The 20,484-nt window shown below is 38.1% G+C and carries 14 protein-coding genes; all 14 read right to left on the bottom strand.

The features are described 5' to 3' along the window. Position 1: 1 nt before the first annotated feature. The 14 genes from AC5JM2_RS25250 to AC5JM2_RS25185 all read right to left on the bottom strand — a co-directional run bounded on the left by AC5JM2_RS25250 (position 2) and on the right by AC5JM2_RS25185 (position 18,627). Positions 2–829 (bottom strand): glycosyltransferase family 2 protein, encoded by an 828-nt coding sequence (locus tag AC5JM2_RS25250; RefSeq protein WP_495837563.1) that lies wholly within the window; start codon positions 827–829, stop codon positions 2–4. A gap of 80 nt (positions 830–909) precedes the next feature. Further along, a complete protein-coding gene (locus AC5JM2_RS25245) occupies positions 910–2,178 on the bottom strand; it encodes a glycosyltransferase family 4 protein (RefSeq protein ID WP_495837562.1) in 1,269 nt (422 codons plus the stop codon). 118 nt (positions 2,179–2,296) lie between these two features. Beyond that, the gene (locus AC5JM2_RS25240; protein WP_495837561.1) at positions 2,297–3,604 is read right to left on the bottom strand and encodes an O-antigen ligase family protein; all 1,308 of its coding nucleotides are present in this window, start codon (positions 3,602–3,604) and stop codon (positions 2,297–2,299) included. A gap of 436 nt (positions 3,605–4,040) precedes the next feature. Further along, positions 4,041–4,955: a glycosyltransferase family 2 protein gene (locus AC5JM2_RS25235; RefSeq protein ID WP_495837560.1), complete on the bottom strand. Its 915-nt coding sequence runs from the start codon at positions 4,953–4,955 to the stop codon at positions 4,041–4,043. 265 nt (positions 4,956–5,220) lie between these two features. Beyond that, the gene (locus AC5JM2_RS25230; RefSeq protein WP_495837559.1) at positions 5,221–6,186 is read right to left on the bottom strand and encodes a glycosyltransferase family 2 protein; all 966 of its coding nucleotides are present in this window, start codon (positions 6,184–6,186) and stop codon (positions 5,221–5,223) included. Positions 6,187–6,217: 31 nt separating this feature from the next. Further along, a complete protein-coding gene (locus tag AC5JM2_RS25225; protein WP_495837558.1) occupies positions 6,218–7,228 on the bottom strand; it encodes a glycosyltransferase family 2 protein in 1,011 nt (336 codons plus the stop codon). A gap of 109 nt (positions 7,229–7,337) precedes the next feature. Beyond that, a complete protein-coding gene (locus AC5JM2_RS25220; RefSeq protein ID WP_495837557.1) occupies positions 7,338–8,330 on the bottom strand; it encodes a polysaccharide deacetylase family protein in 993 nt (330 codons plus the stop codon). A 41-nt stretch (positions 8,331–8,371) separates the two neighbouring features. Further along, positions 8,372–10,027: a glycosyltransferase gene (locus tag AC5JM2_RS25215; protein ID WP_495837556.1), complete on the bottom strand. Its 1,656-nt coding sequence runs from the start codon at positions 10,025–10,027 to the stop codon at positions 8,372–8,374. Between the two features lie 425 nt (positions 10,028–10,452). Continuing rightward, the gene (locus AC5JM2_RS25210) at positions 10,453–11,220 is read right to left on the bottom strand and encodes a class I SAM-dependent DNA methyltransferase (RefSeq protein ID WP_495837555.1); all 768 of its coding nucleotides are present in this window, start codon (positions 11,218–11,220) and stop codon (positions 10,453–10,455) included. Positions 11,221–11,546: 326 nt separating this feature from the next. After that, on the bottom strand, positions 11,547–12,662 hold the full coding sequence (locus tag AC5JM2_RS25205; RefSeq protein ID WP_495837554.1) for a DegT/DnrJ/EryC1/StrS family aminotransferase: 1,116 nt from the start codon (positions 12,660–12,662) through the stop codon (positions 11,547–11,549). Continuing rightward, positions 12,659–13,102: a cupin domain-containing protein gene (locus tag AC5JM2_RS25200; RefSeq protein ID WP_495837553.1), complete on the bottom strand. Its 444-nt coding sequence runs from the start codon at positions 13,100–13,102 to the stop codon at positions 12,659–12,661. The genes AC5JM2_RS25205 and AC5JM2_RS25200 overlap by 4 nt, the downstream gene beginning before the upstream one ends. 622 nt (positions 13,103–13,724) lie before the next feature. Further along, complete coding sequence (locus AC5JM2_RS25195; protein WP_495837552.1) at positions 13,725–15,554, bottom strand: ABC transporter ATP-binding protein; 1,830 nt, start codon at positions 15,552–15,554, stop codon at positions 13,725–13,727. 372 nt (positions 15,555–15,926) lie between these two features. Further along, on the bottom strand, positions 15,927–18,125 hold the full coding sequence (locus tag AC5JM2_RS25190) for a GumC family protein (protein ID WP_495837614.1): 2,199 nt from the start codon (positions 18,123–18,125) through the stop codon (positions 15,927–15,929). A 52-nt stretch (positions 18,126–18,177) separates the two neighbouring features. Further along, positions 18,178–18,627 (bottom strand): hypothetical protein, encoded by a 450-nt coding sequence (locus AC5JM2_RS25185; RefSeq protein ID WP_495837613.1) that lies wholly within the window; start codon positions 18,625–18,627, stop codon positions 18,178–18,180. Between the last annotated feature and the right edge of the window lie 1,857 nt (positions 18,628–20,484).

Genomic DNA, 20,484 nt, shown 5'->3' with positions numbered 1-20,484 from the left:
TTTAATCAACAGCTTGGTGTTGCCATTGATTAAAGTAATAACCTTTCATTCCTTTGAGAAGGTAACGCTTGCCACGTGCCATTAATTTCAACATTTGTCGTAAAGACGGTCGCGCAGATGATGGTATTTTTTGCAATAATTCATCATGACGTAGTAAAGCAATTTCTTGTTCATTAATTTGTTTCTTCAATGAAACTACAGATTTATTTTCTGTATGCCATCTAAAATCTGCTAGATAAGAATGAACGTGAATAAATTTGTATCTTTTCAGAGCTAATCTCAGAAAGAATTCGTAATCCATAGCATACTGAAAAGAATCATCTAAAAAGTTTCCTTCATCAAATATCCTTCGTTTAAAGAATGTAGAAGTACTGGGTATATATAAAACATGAAGATATTTCAGTATGAAATGGTCAAAATCGATTTCTCTTCGGGATTGAAAAACATCTCCCTTTTCATTTATCCAACGATAGTCTCCATAAGCAATATCACTTTCAGGAGCTTCTGCGAAGCAGTTTGCTATCTTTTGAAAGCATCCAGGAAGATATTTGTCGTCTGCATTGAGCCAACCTACTATGTCCCCTGTCGCCATACTAAAGCCTTTGTTAAGAGCGTCACTTTGACCCCTATCACGCTCAGATTTCCAAATTAGATGGTCGTATTTTTTGAGATATTCAATAGTTTTATCTGTTGAACAATTATCTAGAATGATATGTTCAAAGTTGGGATATTTTTGTTCTATTACGCTTTGGATAGCGAAGTCTATATAATTACCTTGATTGTAAGAGGGGGTAATGATGGATATTTTAGGATACATTTGATGAGTCATGATAAATTAGCTTAATGGAAAGTTGATAGAAATGACGAGATTGAAATGAGAAACCACAGACACATTATTTTTGATTTTTTTCAAGAGATATATTTTTTTCGGCTTGCTCTACTTAAAATCTCAGTGTACAAAGATAGATACCGTTGGGCTTGGATTTGTATAGTAAATTCTTGTTCTGCTTTCTCACGAGCATGATGACAAAGTTTTTGATATCGCTCTGTGTTTTCTAAGACCCAAGCAATTCCATAACCCAAATCTTCTATCTTGTAGGGTTGAGCTAAATAACCATTTTTCTGGTGCTCAATCATATCAGGCATACCACCAATATGAAAAGCAATGCAAGGAGTACCACAAGCAATAGCTTCCATCACAGTGTTAGGCAAGTTATCCTCAATTGAAGGTGCAATGAAAACATCTGCTGCCGAATAAACTAAAGATAATGAAACATCATCTCCTAATTTACCTGTGTAATGAGTGCGAAAGCCTAAGTCAATCTGATTTTCAGATTGTGAAGAGCCAAATATAACTAGTTCTAATTTATCCTGCCAGACAGATTTACTTAAATCTTGCAGTGCTGCCTGTAATAAACTAAATCCTTTTCTCTTATGTTGTGTTGCATTAACTGCTCCGAAAACAATAAGTTGCTTATCTTGAGGTAGATTGAGTAACTCTCTTGCTATATGTTTATTGACTGGCTTGTATTTTTTAGTATCAAGACCATTAGGAATGACTTCTACTCGCGTATTTCGGAAAATAGAACTGGCTTGAGCACATTTAGCAAGCCATGAGCTAGGAGAGACGAGTGTGATATCAGCTTCTTGCCAAGCTTTGGCTTTACGTTGCCATTGCCAGCGAGATAAATCTTTTTCTTTTTGACTATTAAGTTGGGGACAAGCGCCACAAGAATTTATGTAGCGATCGCAGTTCTGGCTATAATGACAGCCCCCCGTAAATGCCCACATATCATGAAGAGTCCAGACTATAGGCTTATTTAACTTTGCAATGGTTTCAACCTCTAAATAACCATTACAAATCCAGTGCAGATTCACGATATCAGGATTGAGTTGTTTAACTTGAGGACGGACTCTATCTGGAAGCCAAGATAAATAATAGTCAGTCAGTTCTCGCTGGGGATAAAAATTTAGTAGCAGTCTACTTAAAGATGGTCTAAGCTTGGCAATTCCCTTTTCTAACTTAGTGTGTTGAGCAATAACTGTTTTATCATCACTATTTTTGGCTTGTACTAAAAGTTGGGAATTGATGCCTATACTGTGTAAACCTTGATGAAGTCGGTATACAGCCCGACCTGCTCCTCCGTTATCGTAAGTACTCATCTGTAAAACTTTCATAGATTAATTTCCTCTTTGCTCTAAATTATTCTTATTTTCTATCTTTCAAGACATACTTAAAAAATCTTAATTTTGCATTAAATTATTTATGAGTTTTCGGAATAAAATGGAAAATCTTCTAACATGATTGTTCCTGAATATCTTTTTGGTTACTAGGTAGATTAATTCTGTATCGAGTGAGTAAAGCTGTCATTTTCACTGAGGCAATTAGAATTCCAATCACAAACAGAATATCCCATCCTGCTTCAATGTAGGCATTAGAGATAAATGCCCAAATACAATATGCAACAATACAACAAAATAATGTTTTGCCAAACAGTGAAACCTCCTGCTGTGGAAATATTGATAACTGAAAAGATTCTTTCAAGAGAGTAAGAAGAAATCCTAAATATATCGAAAATCCAACTATTCCCCACGACACATAAGTCCAAACATATACATTATGTGCGGGAATAACTTCAAATGGATTATCTTCGCCAGCACCTCTGACAATTCCATTGATACGACAAACATATTCCCAACCACGGGAACCAAAACCGAAAATAGGTGAATTTTCAGATGTATAATTACTAGTAGGAGTCCATACTCTTTCTACACGAAATCCCCAAGTTCCTTCACCTTCAGACTCCTTAGAAAAAGAGGATTCAGCAAAGCTAACAACATACACATTGTATATCAAAATAAAGATAACAAGGAATGGAACAAGTCTCGTAAAATTCTTAATAGAGAAAGTAAAATGAAATAAAAACAAAATAATTGGAAATGTTATAAACAGCGCTGTTCTTGTTCCATTGAGAAACAAGAGCGGAGGAATATAGAGTAATAAAATAACCTTTAATACCAGTCTTTTAAGACCTGATTTTTGTCTGATATAAAATAAGGCAAGCGGAAATAAAGTCATTAAGCTATTAGCATCTTCGTTAGCAGAGGCAAATAGACCGAAAATATCCTTTTCCTGAGTACCATAGGAGGCAATGATATTAGATAAACTCTGAGATGAACGCTGAATGACTATTGGATACTGAACAATAGTTGCGAGAAAGACTAATAGTAATGTAAAGAACAAAATCTTCCTAATTAAATGGATTGTTTGACTATTTAAACTCAGTACTGTAGATAGATACAGCAGAGACCAGAAAATATACTTTGTACAACCAGAAAGATGAATTGGCACAGCGGCTGGAGGAATTGCTACGATTTGGAACAAAAAAAGTATCGGAAGTAGCAGCAATGGCCAGCTCATACTAATTGCAAATTTTATTCTCTTTTCATCAACTTTCCTTAATTGCTCAATCAAAACAAGGACTAAAAGTGGAAGAAAAACCAGTCTGGTTGCTCCAATTACACCTAAGTTAAGTTGAGGAAGCGATAAGATAAGGTCAGTCACTACTAAAAATGTAGGTATGTAAAAAATTTTAATTTTCATTTTTCATCATAAGAAAATCACATATTTTTCAATTGAAGTCAATATTAATCTGAACTTACTTGGTGCCAATGTACTAAACAAGCCTTAAACCCTTGCTAAGCAATAAACCTAGATCTTGACGCATAGATTTGTGTACCCATGTAAACGATAGAACTATTGGCACATCTGTGGTAAACCAAGAATTGGCGGGTCAACGCCTCAAATTCGCTCATCTAGACCCTTTGACAATTTGTAAGAGCGTAAGGGCGAATCGAAAAACGTTGAAAATCGCTCTGGTTAACAGTTAGCTCTTTTTGCTTGAGGGGAAGTTCAGATTAATCCAGCTTATTTCCAAATATTTATATACATAAATATTTGATGATTAGTAGATTAATTTTATGCATCTAAAGCAAACATCTATACTTCAAAAATACTGTTTACACTTTTATCCCAGACGTTAGTTGGCTTTTATTATTTTTTTTATCCTCTGTTTAATAACTTGGAGTACAGTTTGCTTAAACAACGTTTTTTGTGTGAAATTATCTGCGTTTACATTGCTAACCATGAAGGGTGGATCCTTGAGAGGAAATTGCATTGCCTCTATAGGCATATTGATATAAGGGCTTACTTTTTTAGAAGTGAAATGAGTCGATTCTAGACCAAAGCCAATGTTAGAAATTAAATTTGTATTGGGAATAATACTTAGACTACTCTGTATCCAACAAGCAAATGTCCATTGATAATCCCAAATTCTATCTGAAGGATTTTCAAAAACAGACTGAAAAAGATTACTCCAATATTTGACTGCCTTATAGTCTCTTAAAATATCGTTCAGATAACCTTCCGCTTGAATCTGTGGCCAAAGCTTCATATAAATATCAAAGTGCTGCCAAGCACGTCTCCAGCTTGCCCAACCCCAGCAGTGGTTGTAGATAGAAAAGTAGTAACTATAATTTGTTCGTCTATGCCCAAACTGATAATTTGACCCAGAAATGGAGGCAACTCGGGAATCATATCTATATTTCTCAAGTAATTCTTCACAAAATGGGAAAAATGTAGGATGAGGTACGCAATCGTCCTCTAAAATAATTGCCTCTTCAACATTGCTAAAAACCCAATCAATACCACTGGATACACGTTTGGCACAGCCCAAGTTGGTATCAGAGTAGTTTTTGATAACTTCGCAATTCCAATCAACTCGCTCTATAATTGCACGAGTAGCTTCGCACTTTTCTGCCTCACCAGGACGTTCAGCACGGGCTCCATCTGCGATGACAAAAAGTTTTGGTGGTTTAGCTTGGCGAATTGCTTCAAATACTTTTTCAGTTGTATGAGGTCTTTTGAAGATGATAAATGCTACTGGAGTTTGCATATAGATCCTTTTGCTGAAGTAAGTACCACTTTCTATTTTTCATTCAAAGACATGGCATATCTATCATCGGCAGCACAAACAACAGAAATAGTTTTTTTTGTGGAATTAGTCACCATTTTCTCTTTTTCATTATGCTTTCTCTTTCGTCGTTCCAACTCTATTTATGCAAGGATTTAAAAAGGAACTGTTGAACAATTGTGCATCTTTTACTGCAGAGAAAGACTACTGCAGAGAAAGACTGATTTTGTAAAGAATTTTATTACCCTTAGTCGCAAACGGAAAATTTAGGTAGTTTAGAGATAAAGCTAGACTTTTTCTTAATTAAAGAAAAACGACGATAAATTTTCATCAATGGATCAACTTGAACTTGAAAAATATGCTTAAAGGTGTGTTGATCAGCCTCTCGATCTTCCACAACAAACGAAGGATGACTGACCTCCCAAATGTCTGTTGTTGTTAATCTTGATCTTGGATCATTACCAAATGTATGAACGGCATCTGGGCGGTTAAAACCTAGATTTGAAATAAGATTTTTATTTGGTGCAATAACTAAACCGCCTTGAGACCAAACTGTATACATCCACTGAACATCCCAGGTATCCAATATTTGTGGATCTTCATGCATTTGGTCAAATAAACCTGTCCAGTACTTTTGCTCGTTTTGATTTTCACATATATATTTTAGTAAAGCTGCTTTCTTAAACTCAGGCCAAGTCTTCATATAGTAGTCATAGTGCTGCCAGGCTCTTCGCCAAGAAGCCCAACCCCAACCATGCATATATTTGGAAAAGTAATAACTATCACTAGTTCTATCCTGATTAACAGAGTTATCGCCGTTGATATGCATAACTCGTTCATCATAACGATAACGGTCTAGCATAATCTGGCAAAAATTAAAGAAAGAAGGAGCTGGGAGTGTATCATCCTCTAAAAAAATTGCTTCTTCAACTTGAGAAAAAACCCAATCGAATCCACTTGCTTCGCGCCGACCGCAGCCTAAATTCTTCTCAGAATAGTTAGTGATAACCTCACAATCCCAATCTACTTTCTCAATAATTGCTCTCGTTTTCTCACACTTTTCCACTTCTTCTGGAAAGCGCGGTCCATCAGCTATAACAAATAGCTTTTGGGGTTTAGCTTGAGCGATCGCTTTAAATACAATCTCTGTCAGATCGGGACGGTTAAAAATTAAAAAAGTAACAGGTGTCTTAAGTGGTGTTATTGAATTCATTGCTAAGTTCTTTCCTCAATTCCACATATAATTACTTTGCTGTTTGCAACACTCGACGTATCAATCCTTTGGAAACAAGATAAACTAGCCATCCAATGACTTCTAATGACAAATTACATTTTAATGCTTCTCGAATTTGTACAATAGCCGTAGATATATCACCTATCACAAGCATTTGGGATGCAATTTTCAGGGCAGATTGTGCAGAATACTTCCTATTTGCATTTAAAAGTTTGCTAACAGTCGTTTTGGGCATGTAAGCAGGTAGATAAGATTGAACAATATCTAAACCTTTTCGTACCTCTTGCATATTTTCACCAGTGCGCACGGTATGTCCACTGTTGGATGCTGAGCGTTGTCGATACATTGCTAACGGCTCAACCTCATACCATACTCGGTATTGCGTAGCTATTCTTACCCACATTTCCCAGTCTTCATAGTAATAAGCAAAGCGATGGTCAAATCCTCCAAGTTTTTCATACACGTCACGTCGCACGACAATAGATGGTGTTTGGATATATTGTTTCATAACAATTCGTTCTAACCAATTGTCGATAATGCCGCTTTCAGGTTGTAGAAGCTCAGAAATAGATTGCCAATGACCATGCTCATCCATGAGAATATGGCGACAGAAAGCTGCACCTAGTTCTGGATGTGCATCAAAAGTACTTTGCATCTTTTGGTAGAAACCATAGCCTATGCAATCATCTCCGTGCAGTAGATGAATCAGTTTTCCCTGTGCTCGTTGGATGCAAGTATTAAAATTCTTAACATGTCCAACATTTTCTTGTTGTCGATAGAACCCAACACGATCACGACCTAGTTCCTCAATCACAGCTTTGGGATCATCCTTCATGGAGTAGTCATCAACTACTTCAATCTGCATGATTTCTGGTCCTGGATCTTGGGCTAACACACTTGCTAATGTCTTCCGCAAATAATCAGCACAGTTATAGGTGGGAATCATGACGGACCATAAAGGTCGTGGAGTGCCCTCTGGAATTGGTGTAATTAGACACTGATATAGATCTTGTTCACTCATTGGGAATTTTTATGACCAATTAATAGCTAATGATTCAACGCAGAATGTCAACGAGTACCAAAGCCAAGGTTAGAAAACTATAAAATAAGATACTGGTTAATCTTTAGTTTTAGAACCAATTTGACAATTGCCTAGCAAATTCCTCACCATCCCAATCGTATATTGGAACACGAGGTAACTGAAAATAGTCAGCATTTCGCCAAACTTTCTTAGGAATGATCGAGCAGGCACAAGCAAATCCCTCCTTTCGAGCAAGAGCGACTGTTTCTGTGGTGTAATCACCATGTGGATAAGCAAAGCTCTTTACTGTATGTTCTGTAATCTCTTCTAAGCAAGTTTTACTCTGCTGTAGTTCGTACTGCTGTTTAGCCACTGGCAGGGTAGAGAGAAAAGGATGGTTGACAGTATGAGAACCAATCTCAATCAGGTTTCCTTGTGCAAGAGCATGTACTTCCGAAGCTGAAAGAAAACGGTGTGTTGGACGGCATGTGGTATCTGCCTTAGACCAAGTTAGTAGCTGATCTAATACTTGTTGGCGTTCTTCTATTGACAAAGAGTGCAACCATTGATAGACAGAACGATAGAGACGCTGGCGTGGACTGGGGTCAGCTTCCTCTGGAAGATACCAATTCCAACTGCAATGACGCTGGTAAGCTTCTTCGCTGTAAGTAGCTGCTTCTCCAAGATCCCATGTGTAAGTGCTACCGTTAATACTCAGGCAAAGAGTTTCAGGTAATGTCCCTGGTTGTAATAGAAGTCGTTCTAGTTCATCAGACCAGAACTCGCGTTTATTTCCAATGTTTCCAGTACCAACAAATACCGTTGCAGGCACGTCGTGTTGCTCTAATAAGGGTTTAGCTGCATAGAGATTATCCGCATAACCATCGTCAAAAGTGACGACCACCCAGCGATGAGGCTGCTTCCCTTCTTGAATAGACTGCACCATTTGCTGTAAGGACATAGGGTGAGTATATTTTCGTAAAACAGCAAGCTGTTCCGCAAAATGGTCAGGTGTTACGCACAGCTTAAAGGGATCTGATGGCAACTGAGCAACACGGTGATAAAGTAAGATAAGTCCCCCTGGTGCTAATAGATTCCTCACTCGTTTAACTTTATGCCTCAATTGGCCAATTCCAGGGACTTTCATGAGTTGACCTCTGGTTTAACCGCCCTGACAGTGATTAAAACCGGATAAGCAGGATCACAGTTATCCATCTCTTTCTTTTTCAATTCTTCTGTTGCCAAGCCCTGTAAAAAGGAAGTTGCTGTTAGCACATTTCCATGAGTCTCGACATTTACATTTTCCTTAGGGAAAACTTCTTCAAACAGTACTTGTGCTGATACAGTTGTGAACCCCCAACACCAGCAATAATTCCATTCTTTGTCGTTGAGTACAGTAATGCCTGGAACAGTGACTAATGCAACTCCGCCAGGCTTGAGGATGCGGTATATGGTCTGTAAGCCACTGCGCAGATCGTAAAGATATTGAAGTGTTTGCGTCAGGATAAGACAGTCAAAGCTATCTGATGGAATATTGTCACTCTTACTGAGATCCCCAACGATTGTTGCATCTGGGTTTCCTTGTTTGACGTGAAGGACATCGCTTTTTGTAACACTGTCGCCTCCAAATTGCCGAGTGTAGAAGTTATCCCCTATTTCCATAACCCGTCCATGAATATCATCAGATTGACAGGCAAGAAATTTTTCAATATAGTAACGGTCGATTGGTAGTCCCCGATCATAGCCAAAGTGGCAACTGATTGGTTTCGGTCGTCGCAGATCACCAAATTGGACATGCCCTACAGGAGGATAGTATGTTTTCCCGAGCGATCGCACCAGCAAACGCTGTAAAAAGACAGGCAGTGTTTTTTTGGTTATTGTCTTTAGTTGATTTTTCATAAATGATTTAAATTTTTGAGTACGTTTTATTACTTGATACAAGATTGGATGCTGATATGGACGAAGTGCTTCTTTAAGCGCTTGCCAGATTTGCGCATCTTCAAGTTCTTGTTCGGACAAATACTTTTCTACCCATTTTAAGAAAGTCAGTTCGGCAGGATTGAGTCCATAGGGATCGTATTGCCCTGCCTTTTGAGCAACATGACAGCAGCTATCTGGGTGTTGCCGATACCTATCCCAACATCCACTTTCAACGAAAACAGGTGCTTTGAGATATACTTTTATAAAAAAAACTTGATCTTCGTATATGAATTGAATTGACTCGTCAAAGCCACCGACATCTTCTACGACCTCACGTCGCAATAAGACACCACAGGTAGTAGGCGTGGAAGCTTTGCGTTGTAGCAACAGAGTTAACAATTTTGGCGGTTGGATTAAAGTATTAAGCGGGACACCAAGCTCTCGTTTGTAATCGCGTTGAAGATCATCAGGTTTGCCCGTCCAGCTAAACCACATTAGAGTCGATCCACAAACCATACCAACCTCAGGTTGTGCTACCAAGATTGCGATCTGCCGCTCCAGTTTTTGTGGTAACCAAATGTCATCTGCGTCTAGAAAAGCAATATAGTCACCTTTTGCTTTACGGATACCCAGATTGCGCGAGGTGCTCTTGCCAAGATTTTGGTGAGCCTCATGCTCTAGATAAATCACCTGATCCGGATTTTTTTGTGCATACCGCAAGGCAATGAAAGTGCTACTGTCAGTTGAACCATCGTCTATGAGCAAGAGTTCCCATTTGTTATACGTCTGGGCAAGTACGCTCTCTATTGCTTCCTCAATGAACTTTTCGGCATTTAAAAAGTTCATGATGACAGAAACCAGCGGTTTGTGATCTTTCATCGTGTTGCACCTAGCCGGCATTAAACTTTCAGTAGCGGATTTTTTTAATGAATACACGGTATCCTTGCTCACTAAGAGAGTTGACTAAGTACAGATCACCATAAATGAGGTATGGAATTCAGTTTTGGAATGAGCAGTGTCTAGTGCGATAGGGCGAAGCCCTTAAGCCTTGGGCTGATCACAATTTTTATTTTCGACCCCTTTTTGCGGTGACGTGTACTAAGCTAATGATGGTTGGAGCAATGCTTATAAGTAAGTCGGTGTAATAAAACCAAACTGTGTGAAGAAAAGTAAATAAGGCTCAAACTCTTTCTCTCCCTGCTCCCTCCTCCCTGCTTTATTCCAAGAAGAATTATTTACGCCGACCTACTTATATCCTTCGTAAAAAAATATGCAGCATGATCTATTCATGGTTTAGGTTCCTCTCATCCACGAATTACAAAGTAAACGCCCCAACTGTCAAACCCTGGTTCTCGATTGGTCATCCACTCCTGATATTCGAGTATTGTCATCTGAAATTTCTGCGACACCAATTCTATTTCTGGCTTAAACAGATAACGCATTCGGTGAGTTTCTCGAAGCTCATTAACCAAATTGCTGTTTTTGTCCTTAATAAAGACTTGGTAATTGACATCTACTAAATTCTCATTTGCATGCACTACTGGCTCTGCAATTCTGGTTACTAGTATTTTTTCATCTTCTAGACGTTTGACTCTAACTGTCGGACGTTCAGTCAACACCGCTGGTCCATACCATATATCAAAAACAAAAATTCCACCTGGCTTTAAATGTTCCTTGACAGTAGTAAAGGCTGCTAGTAAATCCTCATTCGTAGTTTGGTAGCTGATGACATGAAAAAGAGAGATGATGACATCAAATGTCTGATTTAGCCTGAGGTGACGAATATCTCCGTGGGTAAATTTCAGTTGAGAAGCTAATTCTGGATCGAGTTGGGACAGGCGGCTGTCAGCTTTTTGTAACATCTCCTGGCTCAAATCCACCCCATGAATTTGGTACCCTTCCTTTGCTAGGAGAACTGCATGATTTCCTGTACCACAGCCTAACTCTAGAATATTCTGTGCATTAGGTGCATGAGTTTGAATTAACTGTTGAATAAACTTTGTTTCTCCAACATAATCTTTATCTCGGTAGAGAATATCATAGTAACGGGCATAGTTGTTAAAAATACTCATAATGATCAAAACTTAAGTTCTTTGTGAGATTCGTGATAAAAGGGAACGGACTTATCTTAATGAGAGAGAATGATAGAAAAGTCAACTCTATCTTCTCAAATATCAATTAACTTATAGCCAATCCTACTAAATTGTTCTATACATTCTGTGTAATTAAACATGTATTGTAGGTTAAATATTTTACTTTTATTTTTTCAAGTCACATACTGTTTACCGTTGTATAACGGTAAACGATCGAGCAATATATGCTTAGGTTTTCATATATTGGCTTTATTGAAATAGTTAGTATATCTGTTTAGCAAATTGAATTTGCTTGATAATCTTCCTTATTTCAATATGTCCTTAACTGCTAATGCCACCTGTGTCATTTGTTCATCCGTAAGTGCCAGTCCACTAGGAATATAGAAACCCCTACGAGCGATTTTTTCTGCTACTGGGCAAGATTCTTTCTCAAATAATCCCATCTTTATGAACACAGGTTGTTCATGCATACACCAAAAGAAAGGACGAGTACCAATCTTGTGCTGAGCAAGATACTGCATCGCTTCTTGAGCCTCAAACGCTATATTATCTTTCAGAACTAGACCGTACACCCAGTATATATTTGTTGCATATGTAGTACGCGGCAATGGTAACTGTATGTCAGGCACAGTTGCAAGTAACTCCGTGTAAATTTGTCCCATCCGTCGCTTACGTGCTACAAACTCATCCAAACGCTCTAACTGAGCAACCCCAATCGCTGCTTGTAGATTAGTCATTCGCATATTCCAACCCAACTCTTCATGCACAAAGCGTTTTTGGGGTTGAAAGCACAAATTGCGTAAAGAACGGCAACGTTCTGCCAACTTCTGATCATTAGTTAGCAGCATTCCCCCCTCGCCTGTGGTTATGTGCTTGTTAGGGTAAAAACTGAAGGTACTGATAGTGCCGAAGCTACCACAAGGGCGTCCTTTATAAGTTTGACCGTGCATTTCGGCCGCATCTTCTATAATATGCAGCCCATACTTGTCGGCTAAGTTCAACACTTGATCCATATCTACGGGTAGCCCATAGATATGAACAACCATAATGGCTTTTGTCCTGGCTGTAATTTTGTCCTCAATCTGGTTAACATCCATATTCCAGGTGTGGGGATCACAATCTACGATTACTGGTACAGCACCAGCACGGACAATCGCAGCCGCACAAGAAATAATCGTGAATGTGGGCATAATGACTTCATCCCCAGAGCCAATTCCTAATGCTACTACTGCTGCATCAAGAGCAACAGAACCGTTGCAGACAGCTATTGCATATTTGCATCCCACACTGGCAGCAAATTGTTCTTCAAATTGTTTAACAAAGGATCCTTCAGAAGAAATCCAACCAGTTTCGATACACTCAAACAAGTATTTCTTCTCGTTTCCGTCTAGCAATGGTTCGTTGACTGGAATTGGCTTCATAGCTGACTCAACTCTAGTATCTTAGCTTCCTGTGCAGAAATGCCCACAAACCGGGTTTTATCCTGCTCTCCCAAATAGGGACCTTGTTTAACCTCAATCATCTCGATTTCTTCAAGCACCTCAAAACCATGCCCACCAGTGACTAGAAGAATAACATCACTGCCTTCTAACATACGGCTTTCTAGATACTTCTGTTGGTCGTTGTAAAAGTCAACACGCAACTTACCTCTTTTGATAAAGAGGACTTCTTGAGTATAAAGCACTTCACGAGGTACAGCATTATGGACGTGAGGTTGAATAACTTTTCCTTTTGGATGGCGCATATATGCTAATTGCTGGGAAAGTTCGTTGGGTGTGAAGAAGTGAATCCCTGGTTTGTCAAATTTATGGGAAATAATCACAGCGAGTAACTGATCCTGGTAGATGATTTGTTCGATCATGATTCATTCAAGTTGAGTGTAGGTAATTGATAATACCACTAGTGTTATTTAAAAACACAGCTAATAGTCAATCTTTATGCATTTTTCAACAATTGCAAACGTATATACCTAAACCCTTATTTATCATCGGTGGAATTAAGTTTTTTTATCTCAATAGAAATCCTCATAAGTTAGCAATAATTTTTTTCAAAATCTTACATTACGTTATTCGATTGAAATAAAGTCTAGCTAAGAGTTATGGCTTTGGATAAACAGTATTTAAAGCATTTATACTCACTATAAAGTGGTTTTTATTGAGAATTAATCCTAAATTACTATTTCGCAGCATACTCAAAATGACTACTTACATTAAATCCAGGTAAACATTTCTATAAAATTTGGTAAAAGTCTTTACTCATACAGAATGGAATCAGAAGCACATAGTCAGAATGTGATTTCATGGAATTTTCAGTATTTATTATTTAATTGGAGTTTAGACTACGACCCTTGTATAGCAAGCATTTTAGATTTCGGAATCCTAAAGCAGTCATAAATTGGGAAAGCCTGTGGTGGATAAGGCTTTAGCGGTTTGAGAGCCAAAATTAGTCTAAACTCCAAATTTAAAGATTATTTAAATAAAAATTCAAGATGAAATCGTTTGTCCCAAAACCACTTCTCGATAACTTCCTGACTTGACTACCCTTCCATGTTCAAGTACATAGATGCGATCGCAATGTTCGACAGTGGAAAGTCTATGAGCAATAAGGATTAACGTTTTTGTACGACTTAATGACCGGATTGCCTCAGAAATCAGGTTTTCTGTTTCATTATCTAATGCTGATGTAGCTTCATCTAAAATCAAAATGTCTCTTTGGTGGTAAAGCGCTCGAGCAATTCCTATCCGTTGACGCTGACCACCAGACAACCGCACCCCACGCTCTCCAACAGAAGTTTTCATTCCATCAGGGAGTTGCAAAATTAATTCTTCAAGTTGAGCAGTTTGAATTGCTTTTTGCAATTGTTGTGAATCAATTTGATTATCTGGAACACCAAAAGCAATATTCCTCTCAATCGTGTCGTCCATTAGGAAAATAGATTGAGGAATATAGCCAATCATATTTTGCCAAGATCGTAAGTTGTCATTGTTTTCATTATATATCGATACTCCATCAACTGTAATGTCTCCATGATTAGGTACCAATAGACCTAAAATTACATCCACCAAAGTTGTTTTACCTGCCCCAGATTTACCAATGAGAGCAATAGATTCACCCTTTTTAATAGTCAAATCAAGATTGCTTAAAGCATTTTTTGATACATTTGGATAAGAGTAACTAAGAGTTTTAATACTTATCTCATTAAGAAAATTGAGTTTTTTCAGCTTATTTGATTTCTCGATAAATACTTCTGGCTTTGATTTATATAAAACGTCGATGTACTTGATAGAATGTAATTTATTAACTTCTAACTCTTGTAAATCAAAATATAATTTATTGAGTGAATAACTGGAATTTCTTAATGTACCAATTGCGGACATAAATTGACTAGCCGCTGGAATTAATCGAATAGAGGCTACAGCAAAAATACTTAAAATTGAGATTAAATTTTGTGGATTTTGATTAAATACTAAAGATATAGAAATGAAACATACTATAAATGTAACTAGAAGTGCCTCAATTGCAATACGTGGTAAATTTTGAAAAACTTGAAATAAACTACCTGTCAGTGCGTGTCTCTGAGCTTGTATGTTCATCTGGCTCTCAAAGTACGATTCGCAACCTATAACTCTTGTTTCTTTTAATCCTCCTACACTATGATTTATAATCCGAATCATTTCAGTATCTGATTCACTTCCTTCTTTACCCCAATAAGCCATCTTGTCTTTAAATCTATTATAAAAAGCAAATGCCAATATCAGCATTAGCAAAATGCTGGCTGTTGCCGAAAAATCTGTTTTAAGTAACAGAATTATTAAAGCAAATACAACAACAGAGTTTGCAGCAGAACTTAGAAGAGGAAGCGTGACAGAGTAACAGAAAAGAAAAGTTTCGTGAATAATATTTTGAATTAATGAAGCACTATTTTTACTTAAGTGATAAGTATAATTAACTGTTAAATAACCGTGCAGTAAGCGAAGTCTAAGTAATCCCTGCTGAGTTAGGCTGAAATTAAAAATATATCTTTGAACTTGGAAGTATAATAATGACTTAATCCCAAAAACAAAAATAATTCCCAACCCTAATAAAGCAATATATTGACTAGTAGATTTTAAACCTGAATTGACGTAGCCCCAATTTAACCACGAGCTTTTAAAAACTAAATCTGGATTTGTGGCTAAACTCATGAACGGTCCTACTAGTCCAATACCTAAAGCATCCAATACAGAAGTTAATAAAAACAAAAATAATAAAACAAAAATCGTTCTTTTTTTTGCCGATATGACGTATAAAAACTTTGAAAGATATGTTTTCATCTTAATTAGTTAATTAATGAATTGTCTTAACGATTCAATATTTTACTTTCGTTTTTGGCAAAAAAAACTACCGAAAAAATTATAAGCAGCTTAAGATTTATCACAGCTTTATCCAAAAGCTTCAGGAAAAAGCTAACTAAACAACGATGACTAATCAGTTAGTACTATTCATAAATTTTGATATAGGACTCCTATGTGATTTTTGAAAAAAACTCAGTATACCTATATTGCTTTTTCCCTGTTCCCTGCCCTGACGAACTGTTCAGAAATCAAACCGGATTTCTATATGTTTTATGATTGTTTAAGTCATTACCTCAATAGCAATTGGTAGACTGCTTTTCAAAAAATATTGCATCTACCAATGGTTCTTCATCAATTTCGTCTTACAACTATAGGATTTCGAGATACGTTACGACTCGACTCAACTGCTTCTTTCGTGTAGTAAAAATAGCTGTCAGGCTCACCCTTCACATTCACACCATTAATTACCATACCCAACACATTGTGTCCTGACTGTTTCAAAAAGTCTCTAGCTGCATTGGCACTCGGAAAATCAACCACTCCTGGACGAACGACCCATAGTATACCGTCAACTAGATTGCCTAACACCGCAGCATCTGCGACTCCCCCTAAAGGGGCAGTATCAAATATGACAAAATCATATTCCTCTGCAAACGAGCTAACAAGTGCAGCCATACACTTAGAGTCCAATAGTGCTACTGGATTTGGAGGTACAACTCCAGCAGGAATAACGTGTAGGTTAGGCATGACTTCCTGTAAAGCTAGATCAAGGGTATCGGGATTAACTATGACATGACTTAGACCTACAGCATTCGTCAAATTCCAAATATGATGCTGGACTGGATGACGCATATCGGCATCGACCAGCAAAACCCGATGTCCCACTTGAGTCATCGCCATCGCTAAATTTGCTGCAACCTCAGATCTACCCTCACCAGAAACGGAACTCGTCACCACAATGACTCTTGGTTCTCTATCCGAACTTAGAAACTTCAAGTTGGCTTGTAGCATTTGGTACGCGTCACCAATAGGGAAGTGCGGAATGTCTCTGCCAATCACTCTGGGAATTGGTTGATCCACCTTTGGCTTTTTAAAACTCTTCTTCTGATTTTTACCTGTTAAAGGTATGACCCCGAGTAAGGTGTATTTGAACAATTCCTTGGCTTGTTTAACTGTCTTAAGTGATGGGTCAATTGTATCTAAAGCAAAGGCAGCAATGGCACCAAACAAGACACCTAAAACTCCTCCAGCCCCTATAATCAGGATTTTTCCACTTCCGGTAGATTTATCAGGTATCAAGGCAGGGGAGATGACACGAGCATTTCCAATATTTTGATTTTCTGCTACTTGAACCTCTTGCAGTCTTGTCAAGAGTGTTTCGTAAGTCGTTTGAGCCGCTTTCAGTTTCCGCTCAAGTTCCCGCTGAGTCTGTTCTAGCTTGGGCAAGATATTTGCTCGCTCTTTGTAGAGAGTTCGTTGGTTTGACAATGTAGCTATTTGTTTGACGAAACCAACGCGTTGTGTTTCTATGCCAGCATAATCTTCCAGTAGCTTTTGTCGCAGAGAGCCATTCTGTAAATTCTTCAGAGAAATTTGCTGATTGCTACCAGTAACCTGCTTCATGCGCTGTTGTAGCACGCTGTTGAGAGCAGCAACTTTTTCTTCCAAGTTGACGATAATAGGGTGTTCTGGCTTCAAACGAGTACGCTCAACCGCAAGCTGGCTTTGTGCTTCCTGGAGTTGAGTCAGCACTTGCTGAATCCCAGATGCCTGAGTCAATGAGGAATTGATCACGGTTTGCTGCGAATCAATTTTTGCTTGAGCCTGTAATTTTTCTGATTTAGCAGTGGCATCTTCTAGTTGAGCCTGGGCTTGAGAAATTTGATCATCTAACTTGGCGATCGCCTCAACTGCAGCAGTGGCTTCTTCTTGCAGGGTGATGATTTGATTGTTCTCTTTAAATTTGCGCAGCGCTGATTCAGCTTCTTTTACAGATACCTCTGTTGTTGGTAGTTGTTTTTGAATAAACTTGCGGGCTGAGACCGCCTCTTGCCGATTCGCTTCAATGTTATTTTTGATGTAAGCCTGCATGACCTTATTGACAACTCTGGCAGCCAGTTTTGGGTCTTTGTCAGTATAGGAAACTTGCAGGATTTCAGTTCCTTTTAGACTGGTGATTTTAAGTGTATTGGTTAATTGTTCAATTGTGATGTATTTGCCTTTATCATCTTTAAGATTAAGTTCTGCAATGGTTTCCTGAATAACTGGAACAGATGCCACTATCTTTGCTTGAGTCTCAGACGGATTGCTTTCAGTAGTTAAAGTCTCAAGCCGTCCAATAGCTTCCCCCAAACCTGTGAGAGAGGAGGTACGATTTGTCTTAATCAACAGGCTTCCCTCTGCCTTGTACGTGGGTTTTGATGAGAATGCAAGTAAGGATGCAACGATCACAACAACTCCACAAACTCCTACTGCAGGCAGCCAGCGTCTTTGCAAGATCAGCCAGTATTTTTGAAAATCTATTTCTTCAGAGTTTGGTACAGGCTCCATAGCAGACATTGATTTTCCTATTGCATTTTATGATTGTTACTGTCTGACGCACTCAATCTCCAAAGTGGAAATCTTTACTTCCGTTATGGCTAAGCATCTTTGCATGTCTGCGAGTAAACTCGCCTACGGAAGGATTTCCCTCTGGATGAATGATCCCTATCGCTTGTTGCCAAAGTTCTGGAGATACTATCGATACCTCATAGATACAAATTTCCTTGTTTTGAGCTTTGTTAACACGCTTTTTAACGTGATACCATTTAGTTTGTTGGCACTTATCACACCAAAAAGCCTCCAACCACTCACCTTCTAAAGAAACCGCAGTCTTTGCTGCAATCAAAATCAAAGCATTCTGTCGGCTAAATCCCCGTTGCTGTAGTTGTCCTGCACGATCGGCAAACAGAGAATACTTTTGACTGACGCTTTCAAGATAGCACCCATGAATTGGACAGTAGATAGCTCGTCTTTTTGAACGGTTTCGATTTCGCTCACACCTTCTATGCAATTTGACCTCCAGCATCGGTAAATACACCACATAACAAAAGAAGCTTACATTGGAAAAACTAGGGTTAGAAAAACCGTTTCACCCAACACCTACTACTTTAAAATCACCTGTGTCATTAAAGTCAAATCAATAGTTACCTACAAACAGTTTAGAAATCAGCAGTGACCTTCTAAGAATGTTTTCATTAGGGCAATAGAAAATTTATATCATAGGTGACCATTCGTGACTCACTTAATGAAATTGAAAAATACACTCAATTACCAAGAAATTAACCTGTTAACGAGGTAATAAACGAGAGATTTTATGTATCATTTAAAACATGGAATTAACTGGATAGACTATGAGGTTGAACGCTTCTGATTTTAGTTACACTATATCTCTGATTCGGCCTTGTGAGGAAGGCTACGTTGGAGGAACTGAGATCAAAAAGACCATCAAAGTCCAACTCCGCACATTAGTCATTAGATATTTAAGCACAGCGATATATCCAGTAAATCGATGCCAGATAATCTATAGAGATTGCTACTATTTTTCTGATACTCTACATAAACTAAGCCCTAAATACTGCATGAGCTAAATAAAGTTGATCACCAGATATGTTTAACGTGTAATCAACATCTTTGTAGAGTATAACAAATCTCTGTTGTCATTTTATTGTAAGCATAACTTTGTTTGAAATTCACTCGCCAATTCTAGATATAGTATACATTTTGACCAGCATAAGCCTGATTTCATTGACAAAAAGTTTACCAAATGGGTTGCCAAAATTTTTCTGTAGTTTCAGCCAGTAGTAATTGTCATCAGTAATTGTATCGTACTACATATTGCTTTGCAACTAGGTTAGTTAGCTCTAATATTTGAACAATTGATAGAACTGTTGGGCAATTTATCGCTATGACTGTTATATATTCCCTAGTCATGAAGTTTAATTTTTTTACTAACTCTATGTATGTTAGCAGGAAATTATACTTACCCATATAAAAATATGACAAAAATATGTTTCTGATTTTTCAAGTTTTTGAACTTTCGTTTTAAAAAAATATGAATTGGAACAGTATAAATAAGGATAATTTTAAATATGTAAATTCACAGAAAGGGTAATTACTGAGTACTTAAGTGATACATAACACTCGCAAACGCGGCTTACCAATACTTTTATAAAATTGAAATTTCTGAGCATAATATGTATTAAAAATTACCTTTATATAAAAATAAAAAACACAGTGAAGATACTGGTTGAATCAGACATTAATTATAGTGTTATTTACATCCTATATTGAATGATCCCAAGAGCAGGGGGAGAGTGAGATAGTCAAGGAATTAGAAAAACACCCCCTCTACATGGTTTCAACCCCAACTGGTCAAACTATTTATCCATAAAAGTACGGATTGCTCTGCAATTATTTAATTGAACATCTAAAACATGGGGCGCGCTCTGCGATCGCCATGTTTATACTAAGTTGCGTTCTGTTGTATTAATTTGTGGTTAGGGGAGATTGCTACCCTATGGCTGACGCCACGCCTTACGGTGAGTCCAGCGCTGCGGGAGGGTCTCCCTCCGCAGGTGACTGGCGAACCCGGAGGGCTATCGAGAAGCCGCCCTCCGGGCGTCTACGCTCCACTTCGTTTCGTATGCCCTCCGGGCACGCTACGCTAACGCAATGACAGATGCTACGTTTGATTGCAACTTGGTATTAGTATCTAGTTCAAAAGTGTCGAACGCTTGTGAAAACCGCCTAAGTCCTGAAATCATTAGAGCACAAAGCGTGGTAGCACGTCTAGTCTATTTTGTTGGGTAGAGGTTAATCGGCGCACTTTGTCTGTTTTCCTTCTCCCTTGCGCCCCTGCCCCCTGCCA

The sequence above is a fragment of the Brasilonema angustatum genome (genome assembly GCF_059505445.1).
Note: the sequence above shows the minus strand (reverse complement) of the source record. Positions and strands in the feature narration are given on the sequence as shown.